This window comes from Phaeobacter sp., from assembly GCF_022825805.1.
Lineage (GTDB): Bacteria > Pseudomonadota > Alphaproteobacteria > Rhodobacterales > Rhodobacteraceae > Phaeobacter.
This window is the reverse complement of record NZ_JAJDWC010000065.1, coordinates 12,249-27,848: the sequence shown is the minus strand read 5'-3', so window position 1 is coordinate 27,848 and position 15,600 is coordinate 12,249. Positions and strand designations below refer to the sequence as shown.

Below are 15,600 nucleotides of genomic sequence, written 5' to 3'. Positions count from 1 at the left end.
ATGTCGCTGAAATGATCGATGGCACTGTCGGACAGGATACGATCCTGGGCGAGGGTGGCAATGACACGCTGATTGGTGAGCGTGGCGATGACAGCATCAATGGCGGCACCGGAAATGACCTGATCAAAGGTGATCAGGAGGTGACATATCTTAGCTTTCAGGCGGGCAACGATACGCTTGATGGTGCCGAAGGTGACGACACGATCATCGGCAGCGCTGGGAATGATCTAATCTACGGCGGTATCGGCAATGATCTGATCAATGGTGACGGCGGCCACGACAGCATCTATGGCGACGCTGGCAATGATACGATCTTTGGCGATGACAGCGATGATTTCCTGTCCGGTGGCGCAGATGATGATGTGATCTCTGGCTGGATTGGCAACGACAAGATCTTTGGCGGTGACGGTGCAGACAATCTGTTTGGCGACGGCGGCGATGACACGATCGATGCTGGCGATGGCAATGACCTGGTGCAGGGCGGTGACGGCAAGGACAACATCTCCGGTGGTGATGGCGACGATAAGCTGGAAGGCGGCGATGGTCTTGATTTCCTGCTGGGTGGCAACGGCAATGACACGCTGCTGGGTGGCGATGTCATGGACGAGCTGTGGGGCCAGAACGGCAACGATATGATCGAAGGCGGTGGCGGTGGCGATTGGATCCGCGCCGGACGCGGTGATGACACTGTCTATGGTCAGGATGGCAACGACGGCATCTACGGCCATGGCGGTTCAGACGATCTGTCAGGCGGCGATGGCAATGACGTCATCTATGCGCATAGTGGCAACGACAAAGTCAGCGGTGATGATGGCGACGATTATCTGAACGGTGGCGTCGGCCATGATGTCATCACTGGTGGCATCGGCAGTGATTTCATTGTGGGTGGTCTGGGCAATGACTATGCGGACGGCGGCGCCGACAATGACCGGCTGGTGACGGGTCATGGCGTTGATACGCTGATCGGCGGTTCCGGCGATGACACCCTCTCCGCAGGGGCAGCCAACGACCAGCTGTTCGGTGGCGCTGACAATGACAAATTGAACGGTGGTTTGGGTAACGATTTCCTGTCCGGTGGAACCGGCAATGATATCCTGACCGGCAGCCGCGGGTCTGATACCTTCTTCTTCACCGCAAATGATGGGGTGAACACCGTCACAGACTTCCGCCAGCGCGCGGACCATCTGCAGCTGGAAGGGTTTGACGGGGATCTGTCGGCATTGACCCTGTCAGAAGACAACGGGGATCTCCGGATTGAATGGGAAGATACGGTCATCATCCTGGACCACACCCGAGCGGCGGAATTGGATATCAGCGATTTTATCCTGTGACCTGAAGGTCACCGCCAAAACGACTCAAAGCGGCTTTGACCGGCTGCTTTGAGCACTGCTTTTTAGACAAATCCGGCATCACTGTGCCCCCTCTTCATGCGTGGAGGAGGGGAGCTGTTTGGCATGCACCCGTGGCGCCATTTGCATGATCATACCTCTCACCCCAATTATGGTGAGTTGTATTGTTGTTTGTTCTAGGGTTCCTTAGATATTCAGCTAAGGTTCAGGTTTGCTTATTGTTTTCTGCTTCGGGCCGCAATTTTGGCTACGATCTGGATGTAAAGGCAAAATGATGGATAAACACGTCAAGGTTGCGGTCGTCGTGGTGAACTACGGAACCGCTGAATGTGCGATTTCGGCGGTAGCGTCAGTCTTGCGCTATGGGTTGCAGCAGGGTGATCTGCATGTCTATCTCGTGGACAACGCGTCCCCGGGTGACGATGCATCTGTGCTGGAGCGGGCCTGTGCCGCTCATGACTGGTCTGGCCGCGTGACTTTGCTGCGGGCTGCAAGCAATCTGGGTTTTGGTGCGGGCAACAATCTTGCCTTGGAAGCGATGGCAAGCGATCCGCCAGATTTTGTGTTTCTGCTCAATCCCGACGCGCGATTGAAGAACAACGCTGTTGACCATTTGACCACCGCGCTGATCAATCAGCCTGATGTGGCTGTGGTGGGCGCCGGGATCAGCAGGCCGGATATCGGGCCTGTCACGGCGGCGTTTCGATTTCCCACCATCTATCGAGAGTTCGTGGGCGCGCTGTCATTCGGGCCTGTGTCCCGGTTGTTTCCCTCTGGCATTGTGCCTCTGCCTGCGGATCATCCGTCTGGGCCGGTTGACTGGGTCGCTGGGGCAGCTGCGATGTTCCGGTATGAGGTGCTAACAGAGATCGGCGGTTTCGACCCTGAGTTCTTTTTGTATTTTGAAGAAGTCGATCTGATGCGTGCGATCAGCAGGCGCGGCTGGCAGGTCTGGTATCTGCCCGATGCACAGGTCTGGCACGATGAAGGCCGCTCTACCGGAGTGCGCAGTGCCGAGCCGCAGAGGCGTCGCAAGCCCTCCTACTGGTATGCATCTTGGCGGTACTATTTCGCCAAAAATCATGGGCGTTTGCATGCGTTGCTGGCCGCCAGCGCTTGGTTGCTGGGTAGTCTCCTTAATCATGGCATCAGCGCGCTGAGAGGGCGGCAACCTGCAGCACCATTACGTTATGGCGCCGATTTTGTCCGGGCGGGTGTGTTGCCTCTTCTTGCAGGGGGCCCTGTGTCCTGCTCACGGGGGCGCCGGTGATGTCAGGTGAAATACCCAACCCGCGGCCTTGTCAGTCTCAGACGCGTGAACCGGTGGATCCCGCGCTGTTTGAGCCAAACCAGGGATGTGTGAACTGCAACCCGCCTGGGTGTAGTCTTTGGCAATTGATTGTTGAGGACTATGCCTGCCATGGCCGCGAGTTTTTTTCGCAGGGCTTTTGGGTTCTGTTCTGGCATCGTTTCGGGAATTGGCGGATGGCGCGCCCCAAGGTGCTTCGGCTGTTTCTGACGCCGATCTACCGGATCATGTACAAACTGACCCAGTTTCTATGTGGCATTGATCTACCCTACACGGTGCGCGTTGGACGGCGGGTCAAGCTGGAGCATTTTGGGGGCATGATCCTTGTGGCACAGAGCATCGGCAATGATGTGATCATTCGCCAAAATACCACCATCGGGATCAAGGGGACTTCTTCGCTGGAGGATCGTCCGGTCATCGGAAACCGCGTGGATATCGGCGCTGGCGCCGTGATTTTGGGGCCAGTCCACATCGGGAGCGACAGCATTATTGGCGCAAATTCCGTGGTTGTGGACGATGTCCTGTCGGGAACTGTTGTCGGCGGGGTGCCTGCAAAGGTGATCCGGGGCGGGACCTGCCAACTGCCCTGTTGCGATCCGCAGGTCCAGCAGACGGAAAGGCGCATGCTGGCTGGTGGATGATCTCCATACAACGGAGCGAGAAACGTCACAAAGAGAAAGGGCAGAGCGAATGATCCGCTCTGCCCTTTGGTGTTTAATCGTTCAACTGGGCCAAATGCGGCATCAGGCTCAGCAGTTCGGATGTGTAGGGATGGTCCGGCGCCGTGAACAGTTTTTCAGACTCGCTGATCTCAATCATCTTGCCATTTTTCATGACACCAACCCGGTCGCACATTTGGCGCACCACGGGCAGGTCATGGCTGATGAACAGCATGGTCAAACCCAGATGTTCCTGCAAATCCTTCAAGATGTTGAGGATTTGCGCCTGAATGGACACGTCCAATGCGCTGGTGGGTTCATCACAGATGAGGAAGCGCGGTTGGGTTGCGATGGCACGGGCAATGGAAATCCGCTGCCTTTGACCGCCAGAAAATTCATGCGGGTATTTCATATCCGCACCCTTGGCGAGCCCCACCTTGTCCAAGAGTTCTTTGACCCGCCCCTCAGTCTGGCCTTTGGGTAGGATTTTGTGGTGAACCAGCGGTTCTGCCACGATATCCCCGACCTTCATTCTGGGGTTCAAGCTGGAGAATGGATCTTGGAAGATCATCTGGATCTGCCGACGATAGGTGGCCAGCTGCTCCTTCGTCATCGTTGTGACGGTATCGCCATCAAACACCACTTCCCCGCCATCAGTCGGGTACAGTGTCGCGATCATGCGTGCCACGGTCGACTTGCCAGAGCCGCTCTCCCCAACGATGCCGAACACTTCGCCTTCCTTGATATCGAAGCTGACATCGTCCACGGCGGTGAAATATTTGGTCCGGGACGGGATCAGTGAGGATTTTTCCACGAACTTCTTGGTAAGCCCGCGCACCTCCAGCATTTTGCCAGATTGCGTTGGTGCCGATCGGGTCCAGTTCCGGGCCAGATCCTCGATCTTGAAGACGGTTTCTCGCCCGCCATAGCTCACCTGTGGGAAGCGATGGATCTTCTTCTGTGGGCGTGGAACAGCCGAAATCAAGGACTTGGTGTACTCGTGCTCCGGTGCGCCGAGAACTTGATCTGTGGTGCCGTTTTCCACCACCTGACCGGCATACATAACGGTCACTTGCTCGGTCGTGTCGGCGATTACGCCCATGTCGTGGGTGACGAGGATCACACCGATTTTGCGATCCCGAGCGAGTTGCTTGATCAGGTCGAGCACCTGAGCCTGGATCGAAACATCCAATGCTGTGGTCGGTTCATCAGCGACAATCACCGACGGCTCTGAACACAGGGCCAGGGCGATCACCACCCGCTGCCGCATTCCGCCGGAAAACTGATGCGGATACTGATCAAAGCGATCTTCCGGGTTCGGAATTGACACTGCTTCGAGCAGTTCGATGGCTCGTTTTTTGGCGTCGCTTGCCGACAGACCCAGATGCAATTGGATGGTTTCCACCAATTGTTCGCCCACGGTGAAAAGCGGGTTCAACGAGGTTAGCGGATCCTGGAAGATCATGCTGATCTCTTTGCCCCGGATCTTGCGTTTCTCCTCCGCTGGGAGGTTATCAATCCGGCGCCCGTTCAGCCAGATTTCCCCTTCGGTGATATGCGCAGGAGAATCAAGCAGACCGATGACGGCATTGCCGGTCATCGATTTGCCTGCACCACTTTCGCCCACAACACCGCGGATTTCGCCGGGGAAGATGTCGTAGCTGATGCCTTGAACGGGCTTGAAGATGCCATGACGGGTCGGAATTTCGACCGTCAGATTGCGAATAGACAGGATTGCTTCAGTCATTTCAGCCTCGGATTCAGGGCGTCACGGAGCCAGTCGCCCAGCAGGTTCACACTCAGAGCGAGCGCCAGCAGGGTGCAGGCAGGAAAGAACAGGATCCACCATTCGCCTGAAAACAGGAATTGCTGGCCAATGCGGATCAGGGTGCCAAGTGACGGCTGTGTTGGTGGTGCGCCCACACCCAAGAAGCTGAGCGTTGCTTCGGCGATGATGGCCAGTGCGAGCGAGATGGTGGCGATGACCAAAACAGGAGAAAGCACATTGGGCAGAATATGGCGCAGCATGATCGCAATAGACGGGCGCCCGATTAGGCGTGCAGCGGCAACGTAGTCCTTGCCTTTTTCCACCATGGTCGCGCCTCTGACGACGCGGGCAAACTGCACCCAGTCCGACAGGCCGATGGCCAGGATCAGCACCCAGATCGCCATTTGATCGCGATACTCGACCGGGGTGATCCCTTTGGCGATGCCAAAGACCAGCATTGCAACCAGGATGGACGGGAAGGTCAATTGGACATCTGCTGCACGCATGATGATCGTGTCGGTCCATCCGCCTGCGTAACCTGCGATCAGGCCAAGCGCGATGCCAAGCACCATAGCAAACAAAACGGCCGCAAAGCCCACGAACAACGAGATCCGCATCCCGTACAAGATTGTGGAGAACACGTCGCGTCCCTGGTCATCTGTGCCCATGATGAAGGTTTCAGATGTGAAAGCGTTGGGCGCCATGGGCGGCGTAAACCCGTTCATGAGGTTCAGGTTGGCCGGATTGAACGGATTTGTCGTGGCCAGGATGGGGGCAAAAACCGCCGACAGGATCAGAAGCAGTGCCACAGCAGCCGAGATCATCGCGACCGGAGAGCGACGGAACGCGTAGTAGAGATCGCTGTCCAATATGCGGCGCAGACGTGTTTTGGTGTGGGATTCAGTGAGATCAGTCATTTTCCTGCCACTCGCATACGGGGGTCGATGAAGGCGTAGAGGATGTCAACGATGAGGTTGATGGCCACGAACATCACGGAAATCAGCATCAGATAGGCCGCCATGACCGGAATATCGACAAATTGGATGGCGTTGATGAACAACAGACCCATTCCTGGCCATTGGAACACGGTTTCCGTGATGATCGCGAACGCAATGATCGCCCCTAGTTGGAGGCCGATGATGGTCACGACAGGGACCATGGTATTCTTCAGTGCGTGACGGAAGTGGATGGTGCGATCACCGAGGCCGCGCGCCCGTGCAAACCGGATATAGTCCTGGCGCAGCACCTCGAGCATCTCGGAACGTACCAACCGCATGATCAGCGTCATCTGATAAAGGCCGAGGGTGATTGCGGGCAGGATCAGGGATTTGAGGCCTGTGGTGGTCAAAAGGCCAGTGGTCCAGCCGCCGATGTCGACGACCTCACCGCGCCCAAAGCTGGGCAGCCAATTCAGTTCGACCGAAAACAGATAGATCAGCAAGATCCCGATCAGAAAGGTCGGCAGAGAGACCCCGATCAGCGACGCTGACATGATGAAATTGGCAGTGAAACCGTTGCGCCGAATGGCGGTGTATACCCCAAGGGCAATGCCCAGAACGATGGCGATGATGGCTGAAACAGCCGCCAGTTCCAGGGTCGCAGGAGCGCGTTCAAGGATGATTTCGGACACTTCCCGCCCCTGGCGGTAGCTCACGCCGAAATTCCCCTGCACGGCGCCTTCGAGAAACTTGAAGTATTGGACGACAAACGGTTGGTCCAACCCAAGATCCGCGCGAAGCCGCTCTACGTCTTCCAGGGTTCTTTCTTGCCCCAACATATTTTCAATGGGGTCGCCAACGAAGCGGAACATTGAAAATGCCACAAGGCCCACAACCAGCAGCACAAGTGCTGATTGTCCAATGCGTCTGAGGATGAAAGTAAACATACGGCGCTCGTATTTTGAGTGAAGGTTCGTTTCAGCTGCAAATTGCCCCGAGCCACGGATGCGGCTCGGGGCGAATTGGCCATTGCGCAAGGCAATCGCCGGTACAGCGTTACTTCATGGTGAAGTATTTGATTTTTGGCTGATCTTCCGGATCGACATCGATGCCGACTTTGTCTGCCATGGCCCAGTTCAGCACCTGGTGGTGGATCGGGATGTACAGCTGATCATCCTGCACAGCGCGCCAGATGGTCGCGATGTCCTGGTTGCGTTCTTCCAGGTTGGTGTTGGAGGCCAGCGACGCGATCAGCGTGTTGATCTCGGCGTTGTCATAGCCGGTACCATTCCAGGTGCCGATGTCAGAACCGCGACCGTGAACCAGGAAGTTGAAGATGTACTCCGAGTCATATGTCGGAACACCCCAGCCCAGCATGTAGAAGTCAGTTTCGCCATTGGTGATCAACGGGAAGTGCTGCGCTTTTGGCTGGGCGTTCAGGTTAACGGTGATGCCAATCTGACCCAGCATGCCGACGGCTGCCTGGCAGATGGGTTCGTCGTTGACATAGCGATCATTCGGGCAATCCAGGCGGAGCGAGAAACCATCGCCGTAACCTGCTTCTGCCATCAGCGCTTTGGCCGCTTCCATGTCGGTTTTGGATTCAGCATCCATTTCTGCGGTCCAGCCGTTCACAAACGGAGGCGCGATCATGCCTGCGGGCTCCGACTGGCCGCGCATCACCACCTGTTTGATGGCATCGCGGTTGATCGCCAGGGACATCGCCTTGCGAACGCGTACATCGGCCAATGGGTTCTTGCCATCGACGTTGTCGGCTTCGATGTCAGCAGCGCCTTGGTTCATCCCAAAGAAGATGACGCGGTTCTGAGGGGCTTGCTGCACTTTCAAGCCTTCAGATGCAGAAACGCGCGACAGATCCTGAACCGGCATATCCTGGAGGAAATCGATTTCACCGGACAGCAACGCAGCAACGCGTGTCGCCGAGTTTTGGATCGGTGTGTAAACGATTTCGGAGACTTCCAGCGGGAACTGGTCACGACCCCAGTAGTTTTCATTGCGCACCATAACGGTTTTCACGTCTGGCTCACGGCTCTGGAGCACATAGGGGCCCGTCCCGTTGGCATTGGTGGTCGCAAAGGTGATTTCGCCACCTTCGAAATCCTGCACGTTCACGGTGTTGTTGGCCTCTGTCCAGCCTTTGTCCATGATGAACAGGTTGGTCAGGTTAGAGGACAGGATCGGGTTTGGACCATCGGTCACCATCTCGATGGTGTAGTCGTCAACAGCGCGGACTTCGACAATGGAGCCGATCAGCTCGCGCATGTCGGAGTTGTCCTGCTTAGCCCGTTCAAAGCTGAACACGACGTCTTCGGCAGTGAAATCTGCGCCATCGTGGAACTTTACGCCTTCACGCAGTTTGAAAACCCAGACATTTGGGTCGTCTGCGCTTGGTGCCCACTTGGTCGCCAGAGCCGGTTCAAACGCGCCAGTGGTGTCGCGGATGATCAGCGGTTCATACATCTGGTGACGAATGGTGTGGGTTGGGCCTTCGTTCTGGGCGTGCGGGTCCAGGGTCAGCGCGTCACCAGAGCGCGCCCAACGAAGCGTTTCAGCATTGGCAATAGCTGTGCTGGACAGCAAAGCCGATACCATCAACAGTGCGGTTGTTTTTTTCATGTTAACTCCCTTTTCAGTGTTGGTTTGGTGTTAATTTTAGGCTGCGATGCGCTGCGCCTTTGGTGGGCTGCAACGACGGGCAGTGTGCAATACTGACCTGCGCAATGCGCCGCCAGAGATGTCCCCCTGGCTGAGAAGCGGCGATCTAATACACATTACACATTTCGTCCATACGTCGATTTCAGGTTACGTCTCGTCAGCAGTCAGAACCATCTGGGCCCTTGTGGAGCGGGTTGGCGCCCCGGTCGTCGGCCCCGAAAACATCCATGGTTCCGCACCATAGGAACGATGCGGTTTCTGTCCCATGGTTCCAGGAGGAATGCGTTCTGTAGCTGTCAAAATGGATGGAATCACCCTCGTTCAGGATGTGATGCTCGCCGTCTATCTCGACGGTGACGGACCCTGCCAGAATGTAAAACAGCTCTTCGCCCCGATGGCTGATCGGTTCGTAGCGATGGCCCGGAGGCTCGTGCACGATGAGAGAATGCAGCTGTGAATGGTTGAACCTGGTCGAGAGCCGTTCATAGGACAGGGTGTTGTCCCCAATGGAATAGGTCGAGCGGTTCTGTCTTTTGGTCTGGCTGCCTTCTCCGGTTGGTTGGTCCAATAGGCTGCTCATGGGAAGGCCAAGCACGGATGCGATGGAATTCAATGACCCAAGAGAGGGTGTTGAATGTCCACGCTCCACCTGGCTGATGAACCCAACAGACAGGCCTGCCTGCTCAGCCAGCGTCTGCATGGAGAGTTTCAGCTCTTTGCGACGAGCGCACAGCGCATCTCCAATCGACGGCAATGCCGACGGTGTCCCCGTTGATGGTTTTTTTAGCATTGGTGAACTTCACATCCCCATTTGCCCGGCACGGTAACCGAAATTTGATGACACTAAAAGTCGAAGACGCATTTAGCGCAAACAAAATTTAGGGGCGGTGGATCAGCTGCTCGGAATTTATGCGGTTTCTTTCCAATTCAGGAACGCTTGGAGCAGTTGAGACTGGCTGCTAATCGCCAATTTGGCATAGGCGTTTTTGCGATGCGTTTTGACCGTCGGGATCGCAATATCGAGGGTAAGGCTGATGGAAAGGCTGGAATGACCTTTCAGGATCAGCTGAACAACTTCGATTTCCCGTGGGGTCAGAAGGCCCTCGCCAAAAGGAATTGGCGTCAGGGTGCGTCTATCTGGTTCCGCCGGGATTGGGGTGTTTTGCATATGGCGGCACCAGATTGCGCGGAACGCTGCCCCAATAAGCGGTTGAAAGGGTTGCAGCCTCGCGATGTCATGTGAGGAGAAACCGCCGACCTGTGCTGCGCGCGCAATGCTGACTTCACCTATATGGCCGTCCGGGAGTTCGACCAGAACGGTCAGTTCTTGTAAGCCGCTGGGCCACCCCGGCGTCCGGTAGCCGATTTCTTCGCCGTCTTCTTGGAGCACATCGGCCCCTTGCGTGAGAAGCGCGCGATTCCAATTGTCCGGCGCCAGATCTGACATCAGATACACACCTGGCTTCAGCCCGTTTTGCAGTGCATTGTGAACGGGATTCAGTACATAGGTGCGCGAAACATACAGTTGGACGGCTGATTTCGCTGATCCCGCCGTATATGTGTCGGTCAAATACGTTGGTGCATGATCACGGTGGTTCACCACGCAGAGCGCGGCATCAAAGGGCAGAATGGCTGCTAGCGCGGCAATCAATTCGTCTGGCGCGTCTGGTATCTCGATGATCTGAGCAATGGACTTGGAAAAACGCTCCAATTCATCGGGATCAAATTCCACCACGAGCCATGTCCCTTCGTTTCAGATATCAGATGCAGCGCAGGATACTGTGCTCTTCCTATCATCCTTTGGGATGATATTTGCAGTCATGGTTTCACGGTAGGGCTTACGCAAGACAAGGGAGACTGCGTATGTCTATTTCGCCAGTAGTGCTGGATGCAGCGGCTGTTGAGGATCTGTTGCCACAAATCGATGTGATGAGCGAGGTGCGGCAGTTGTTCGTCGCGCTCGGTCAGCACCGCGCGGTGCAACCGCCCCAAACAATAACGCTTCTGCCAGAAGATAAAGGCGACTTCATCACCTATTTGGGCGCGATGGACGTATATTTCGGGGCCAAGTTGTCGCCCTATCTGGTGCAGGAAAAAGGTGGCCTGGTGACAGCCTGGACGTTGTTGATGTCGGCACAAACGGGGCATCCGTTGATGTTGTGTGATGCGGCTCAATTGACCGTGGAGCGGACGGCAGCGACCACCGCGCTGGCCGTTGACCTGCTCGCCCAACCTGCGGCCAAGCATCTGGCCATCATAGGTAGCGGACCCATCGCCCAAGCGCATTGGCGATATGTTCAGACGCTGAGACCATGGGACAGGGTGCGGATCTATTCGCCCAATCTACAAGATAACCCCACCCGGCAATCGCAATGGCGGAACCTCTGCCCAGACGTCGAAATGGTCCAAGGCCCTGCACTGGCCTGTGATGGTGCAGACGCCATTTTGTTGTGCACGTCGTCCGGAACGCCCGTGGTGGATCTGAAATCGGATATGGCGGGCACTCTGGTTACCTCGATCAGCACGAATGTCCCGGGGGCGCATGAGGTCCCGCCCGCTGTTCTGCCGACTGCGCAGGTCTATTGTGATGACAAGCACGGCACCCCCGCCGCCGCGGCGGAAATGTGTCTCGCTCAGTCGCAGCATGGGTGGTCTGCAGATCAAATTGTCGGTGATCTTGCGGATTTGGCCACCTGTCGCGCAGATTTGCCGACGGGTGATAAGGCAGTTTACTTTCGCTCCATCGGATTGGGCCTCGAAGATATTGCCATTGCTCGGGCGATTTACGATGCGGCGCGCGCAGCCAAGGAAGGGATGAGCCATGCATATTGAACCATTTGGCGTCGAAATCTGGATGAATGAATGGGAGACCCGGTGTGAGCTGAACCTCGCGGAAACCTGCGTCGAGAGCCTCACTATTGATGAGTTGCTGCAATTGACCGGAAACAGCGCGGCGGCCTTGTCTGATCTCTTGCCGATGAAAATGACCTATGGTGCGATTGAAGGGTCAGATAGGTTGCGCCTTGCCATTTCGGCTCTTTATGCGCAGCAAAAGCCCGAGAATATCATAGTGACCCATGGCACCATCGGTGCAAACATGCTGGTCCACAAAGCGCTTGTTGCGCCAGGTGATCGCGTTGTTTCTATCGTTCCCACCTATCAGCAACACTATTCCATCCCAGACAGCATCGGCGCTGATGTGCATTTGCTGCACCTGCAGGAGCGGGACGGTTTTTTGCCAGATCTGGATCGCTTGCGCGCCCTGGTGACCGATGGCACGAAACTGATTGCGATTAATAACCCCAACAACCCTACCGGGGCTTTGATGGGGCGGGATATGCTGGAACAGATCGTCGAGATCGCGCGCTCTGTTGGCGCATGGATCTTATGTGACGAGGTCTATCGCGGGACGGATCAAGACGATCCGGGGCGCACGGAATCCATCGCTGACCTTTTTGAACGCGGGATTTCAACCGCGGGCATGTCGAAGGCCTATTCCTTGGCTGGGCTGCGCCTGGGATGGGTGGCAGGGCCTGCCGAGATCATCGAGAAAGTTTCGATCCACCGCGACTATGACACGATTTCGGTTGGCATGATCGATGACTATTTCGCCGCTTTGGCGCTTGAGCACAGTGACACTTTGCTGGCGCGCAGCAGGCGCATCACGCAGGACAATCTGGCGATTTTGGAGCAATGGGTTCTGCAGGAGCCGCGCATCTCTTGGGTGAAGCCGAAATCAGGCACTACTGCTTTGCTGCGATATGATCTGCCGCTGTCGTCGCGCGACTTTTGCGTCGCGCTGTTGCGGGACACAGGCGTGATGTTCACGCCGGGATCGGCGTTGGGCATGGAGGGGTATGTGCGGATCGGTTACGCCAATACGACGGATATCCTTAAATCGGGTCTGGCGCGCGTTTCGGAGTTTCTGGCTCGCTATCCTGCATAGATCGCAGTCCTAATTTTGGCTGTTCTGGCGGCACTGATTTTTCATTTGCAAAAGTAGAGTGATCACTCTACCTGTCGGCATATGACCGATACCAAAGATAAAATCGCCAGCAGCCTTCATCATCAGTTTGCTGAACATGGCTTTGCCACACTGGGTGTGGAGGCTTTGCGCGCCGGTGCCGATGTTTCGCTGCGCACCCTCTACAAACACTTCCCAAGCCGGGAGGAGATGGTCGTCGGCGCGTTGGAACACCGCGATGGTCTGTATCGTGAGTGGATTTCTGGTGGGCCGGGCGAGGGCGCGGCGCATGTATTGCATCCCTTCATGCGGCTTGCTGACTGGTTGCGCGATGTTGCCAACCTGGGCTGTTTGTCCCGCTACGCACTCGCATCCTACCCCGACAGCCCGCTGATCCGGGGCACGGTTGAGGCGCAGAAACGCGCGGTGCGCGAGATGTTTCATGCCCGCCTGCTGCATGTCGCTCCAGAGTGCGACGCTGATCTCTTGGCTGATGCTCTTTTTCTCATGCACGAAGGACTGACAGAAAGCGCCCGGCTGATGGGGCAGGAAGCGGCGGTCGCGGCAACCCTGCATAGTGCCAAGGCGCTGCTGCGCAACAACGGCATCAACTGACCCGCTTCTGATTTTTTGCAAAGGACCTCTGATATGATCCCCAAATCAATGACGGCCGTACACTTGGTGGGCCACGGCGGCACAGAAATGCTGCAACTTCGACATGACGTGCCTGTGCCAACACCCGGTCCCGGCCAGGTCCTGATCCAAGTGGCAGCAGCGGGGATAAACAACACAGATATCAATACCCGCATCGGCTGGTATTCAAAGTCTATCAGTGGTGCGACCGAGGCTGGTGGCTCAGATGGGTATGACAGCGTTGACGACAGCGATGCGAGCTGGTCGGGTACCCCTTTGCAATTCCCGCGTATCCAAGGTGCAGATGTCTGCGGACGCGTTGTGGCCGTGGGGCCGGATGTTGATGACACTCGCATCAATCAACGCGTTCTGGTGCGCACGATGATGCAGGATCAGAACAGCGACAGCGCCTTTGCTTGCTGGACCTTTGGCAGCGAATGTGACGGCGGATTTGCCCAGTTCGCGGTTGCGCCGGCGGCCGAAACATATGCTGTAAATACCGACATGACGGATGTCGAATTGGCTGCGATCCCCTGTGCTTATTCGACGGCAGAGAATATGCTGCACAGGGTGCAGCTGGGTGCGGATACTGTACTGATTACGGGCGCTTCAGGCGGTGTGGGTTCGGCTGCGGTTCAGCTGGCCAAGCGGCGCGGGGCCACAGTGATTGCGGTCTGTTCTGCCGCCAAGGCATCCGAGGTGTTGGAAATGGGGGCAGATCGCACCATCGACCGCAATGCGGATCTGGTGGCCGAACTGGGGGCAGAAAACGTGGACGTCGTCATCGATCTGGTTGCCGGTCCAGCCTGGTCCAGTTTGTTGGACGTGCTGCGCCGCGGGGGCCGTTATGCGACGGCAGGCGCGATTGCCGGACCGATCTGCGAAATCGATATCCGCACCTTGTATCTCAAGGATCTAACGTTGTTTGGCTGCACCTTCCAGGTAGAAGAGGTTTTTGCCAATCTCGTCCGGTATATCGAAGCCGGTGAGGTCAAACCGCGTGTTTCCCAGACTTACCCATTAAGCGAGATTGCCCAGGCTCAGACGGATTTCTTGGCAAAATCGCACACAGGCAAACTGGTTCTGCTGCCGCCAGAGGTCGTGTAATGAAAATTGCGAAGATCGAGGTCTTTCAACTGAACCTCCCTTATGCTGGTGGACAATATGAGCTGTCCGGTGGTCGGGTATACACCGATTTCGACGGCACATTTGTTTGCGTGACCACCGAATGCGCCCTCGAAGGTTGGGGCGAGTCGACGCCATTCGGCACGAACTACATCGCGGCGCATGGGCGGGGTGTTCGGGCTGGCATCCATGACATCGCGCCCTCACTGCTTGGGCAGGATCCGCGCGAAGTCGACCGTATCAATGATAGAATGGATGTGGCTCTAACTGGGCACAATCACGCCAAGTCTGCCTTGGATCTGGCGATGTGGGATCTGTTTGGGAAATCCGTGGGCCTGCCAGTCTGTACTCTCTTGGGCGGAAGCACGAGAATGCGGTTGCCGGTAATCAGTTCGATTTACGCGGGCACACCCGAGGATATGCGCGCCCGTGTCGCGCATCACCGGGCCAAGGGCTACATGGGCCACTCCGTGAAGGTCGGCGCCAGCGAGGCCGAAGGTGGCCCACTTTTGGATGCTGCCCGGATTGAGGCTTCGCTCGCTGATCGGCAGCCTGGCGAATATTTCATCGTTGATGCCAATGGCGGTTTGCTGCCCGAAACGGCGCTGCGCATGTTGCGGGCACTGCCAGATGGGCTCGACTTCGTGTTGGAAGCCCCCTGTGCCTCCTGGCGTGAGACACTGTCCCTGCGACAGCGATGTACGGTTCCGATCATCATTGATGAGCTGGCACAAACGGATGAAGATATCGCGCTGTTGTTGGCCAGAGATCTTGCCGATGGCGTCGGTCTGAAGATTTCAAAGGCTGGTGGTCTGACCCATGCCCGGCGTCACCGTGACATCTGCCGCGCTGCCGGTCTGACAGTCAGCGTTCAAGATACCACAGGATCAACGCTGTCTTTTGCCTCGATCGTTCATCTGGGTGCGACAGTGCCACAGCCATTGTTGCGCTGCGTTCTGGATACCCGCGATATGGTTAATCTTGCCGTCGGTGGCTTCGACGCGCCGATCCAGGATGGTGGCGTGTTGCCGCCGGACGCGCCAGGCTTGGGTGTGAATGTCGATCGTAGCCTGTTCAGTGACCCAATCGCGGTTTTTGCCTGATTGCCAAAGCGGTATGTTTAAACAGAAAAGGCCCGCCTGATTGCGATCAATTCAGGCGGGCCCTTCTGGTGTTGGC

Annotated in this window: 14 protein-coding genes; 8 read left to right on the top strand and 6 right to left on the bottom strand. The window is 56.6% G+C overall.

All coding sequences use genetic code 11. The annotated features are described in order from the left end of the window. From Q0C28_RS06985 to Q0C28_RS06975, 3 genes are all read left to right on the top strand, one after another. On the top strand, positions 1–1,331 hold a 1,331-nt coding region (locus tag Q0C28_RS06985; RefSeq protein ID WP_293574140.1), incomplete at its 5' end, for a calcium-binding protein. Positions 1,332–1,620: 289 nt separating this feature from the next. Beyond that, complete coding sequence (locus tag Q0C28_RS06980; protein WP_293574138.1) at positions 1,621–2,619, top strand: glycosyltransferase family 2 protein; 999 nt, start codon at positions 1,621–1,623, stop codon at positions 2,617–2,619. 215 nt (positions 2,620–2,834) lie between these two features. After that, complete coding sequence (locus tag Q0C28_RS06975) at positions 2,835–3,299, top strand: hypothetical protein (RefSeq protein WP_293574136.1); 465 nt, start codon at positions 2,835–2,837, stop codon at positions 3,297–3,299. A gap of 73 nt (positions 3,300–3,372) precedes the next feature. Here the strand turns inward: Q0C28_RS06975 and Q0C28_RS06970 are convergent, their stop codons facing one another. The 6 genes from Q0C28_RS06970 to Q0C28_RS06945 form a co-directional block, all read right to left on the bottom strand. Next, a complete protein-coding gene (locus Q0C28_RS06970; protein WP_293574134.1) occupies positions 3,373–5,064 on the bottom strand; it encodes an ABC transporter ATP-binding protein in 1,692 nt (563 codons plus the stop codon). Then, on the bottom strand, positions 5,061–6,002 hold the full coding sequence (locus tag Q0C28_RS06965) for an ABC transporter permease (protein WP_293574132.1): 942 nt from the start codon (positions 6,000–6,002) through the stop codon (positions 5,061–5,063). Before Q0C28_RS06965 ends, Q0C28_RS06970 begins: the two co-directional genes overlap by 4 nt. Then, the gene (locus Q0C28_RS06960) at positions 5,999–6,970 is read right to left on the bottom strand and encodes an ABC transporter permease (protein WP_293574130.1); all 972 of its coding nucleotides are present in this window, start codon (positions 6,968–6,970) and stop codon (positions 5,999–6,001) included. The genes Q0C28_RS06965 and Q0C28_RS06960 overlap by 4 nt, the downstream gene beginning before the upstream one ends. 109 nt (positions 6,971–7,079) lie before the next feature. Next, positions 7,080–8,660, bottom strand: coding sequence for an ABC transporter substrate-binding protein (locus Q0C28_RS06955; RefSeq protein WP_293574128.1), 1,581 nt, complete (start codon positions 8,658–8,660; stop codon positions 7,080–7,082). 196 nt (positions 8,661–8,856) lie between these two features. After that, on the bottom strand, positions 8,857–9,453 hold the full coding sequence (locus Q0C28_RS06950) for a cupin domain-containing protein (protein WP_293574126.1): 597 nt from the start codon (positions 9,451–9,453) through the stop codon (positions 8,857–8,859). A gap of 153 nt (positions 9,454–9,606) precedes the next feature. Then, the gene (locus Q0C28_RS06945) at positions 9,607–10,434 is read right to left on the bottom strand and encodes a helix-turn-helix transcriptional regulator (RefSeq protein ID WP_293574124.1); all 828 of its coding nucleotides are present in this window, start codon (positions 10,432–10,434) and stop codon (positions 9,607–9,609) included. Positions 10,435–10,562: 128 nt separating this feature from the next. Between Q0C28_RS06945 and Q0C28_RS06940 the strand changes: the two genes are divergently transcribed. The 5 genes from Q0C28_RS06940 (at position 10,563) to Q0C28_RS06920 (ending at position 15,524) form a co-directional block, all read left to right on the top strand. Next, the gene (locus Q0C28_RS06940) at positions 10,563–11,531 is read left to right on the top strand and encodes an ornithine cyclodeaminase family protein (RefSeq protein WP_293574122.1); all 969 of its coding nucleotides are present in this window, start codon (positions 10,563–10,565) and stop codon (positions 11,529–11,531) included. Next, a complete protein-coding gene (locus tag Q0C28_RS06935) occupies positions 11,521–12,645 on the top strand; it encodes an aminotransferase (protein WP_293574120.1) in 1,125 nt (374 codons plus the stop codon). Before Q0C28_RS06940 ends, Q0C28_RS06935 begins: the two co-directional genes overlap by 11 nt. Positions 12,646–12,726: 81 nt before the next feature. Further along, complete coding sequence (locus Q0C28_RS06930; RefSeq protein WP_293574118.1) at positions 12,727–13,278, top strand: TetR/AcrR family transcriptional regulator; 552 nt, start codon at positions 12,727–12,729, stop codon at positions 13,276–13,278. 33 nt (positions 13,279–13,311) lie between these two features. Beyond that, on the top strand, positions 13,312–14,403 hold the full coding sequence (locus tag Q0C28_RS06925) for an alcohol dehydrogenase family protein (RefSeq protein WP_293574116.1): 1,092 nt from the start codon (positions 13,312–13,314) through the stop codon (positions 14,401–14,403). Continuing rightward, positions 14,403–15,524 carry a mandelate racemase/muconate lactonizing enzyme family protein gene (locus Q0C28_RS06920; RefSeq protein ID WP_293574114.1) on the top strand — a complete coding sequence of 374 codons (1,122 nt, stop codon included), beginning with the start codon at positions 14,403–14,405 and terminating at the stop codon, positions 15,522–15,524. Before Q0C28_RS06925 ends, Q0C28_RS06920 begins: the two co-directional genes overlap by 1 nt. The last annotated feature ends 76 nt before the right edge of the window (positions 15,525–15,600 follow it).

Coding starts and splice junctions, on each gene's coding strand:
- Q0C28_RS06975 (WP_293574136.1), top strand. CDS start 2,835: ATGGCGCGCCCCAAGGTGCTTCGGCTGTTTCTGACGCCGATCTACCGG.
- Q0C28_RS06930 (WP_293574118.1), top strand. CDS start 12,727: ATGACCGATACCAAAGATAAAATCGCCAGCAGCCTTCATCATCAGTTT.
- Q0C28_RS06960 (WP_293574130.1), bottom strand. CDS start 6,970: ATGTTTACTTTCATCCTCAGACGCATTGGACAATCAGCACTTGTGCTG.
- Q0C28_RS06935 (WP_293574120.1), top strand. CDS start 11,521: ATGCATATTGAACCATTTGGCGTCGAAATCTGGATGAATGAATGGGAG.
- Q0C28_RS06965 (WP_293574132.1), bottom strand. CDS start 6,002: ATGACTGATCTCACTGAATCCCACACCAAAACACGTCTGCGCCGCATA.
- Q0C28_RS06980 (WP_293574138.1), top strand. CDS start 1,621: ATGATGGATAAACACGTCAAGGTTGCGGTCGTCGTGGTGAACTACGGA.
- Q0C28_RS06970 (WP_293574134.1), bottom strand. CDS start 5,064: ATGACTGAAGCAATCCTGTCTATTCGCAATCTGACGGTCGAAATTCCG.
- Q0C28_RS06955 (WP_293574128.1), bottom strand. CDS start 8,660: ATGAAAAAAACAACCGCACTGTTGATGGTATCGGCTTTGCTGTCCAGC.
- Q0C28_RS06925 (WP_293574116.1), top strand. CDS start 13,312: ATGATCCCCAAATCAATGACGGCCGTACACTTGGTGGGCCACGGCGGC.
- Q0C28_RS06940 (WP_293574122.1), top strand. CDS start 10,563: ATGTCTATTTCGCCAGTAGTGCTGGATGCAGCGGCTGTTGAGGATCTG.
- Q0C28_RS06920 (WP_293574114.1), top strand. CDS start 14,403: ATGAAAATTGCGAAGATCGAGGTCTTTCAACTGAACCTCCCTTATGCT.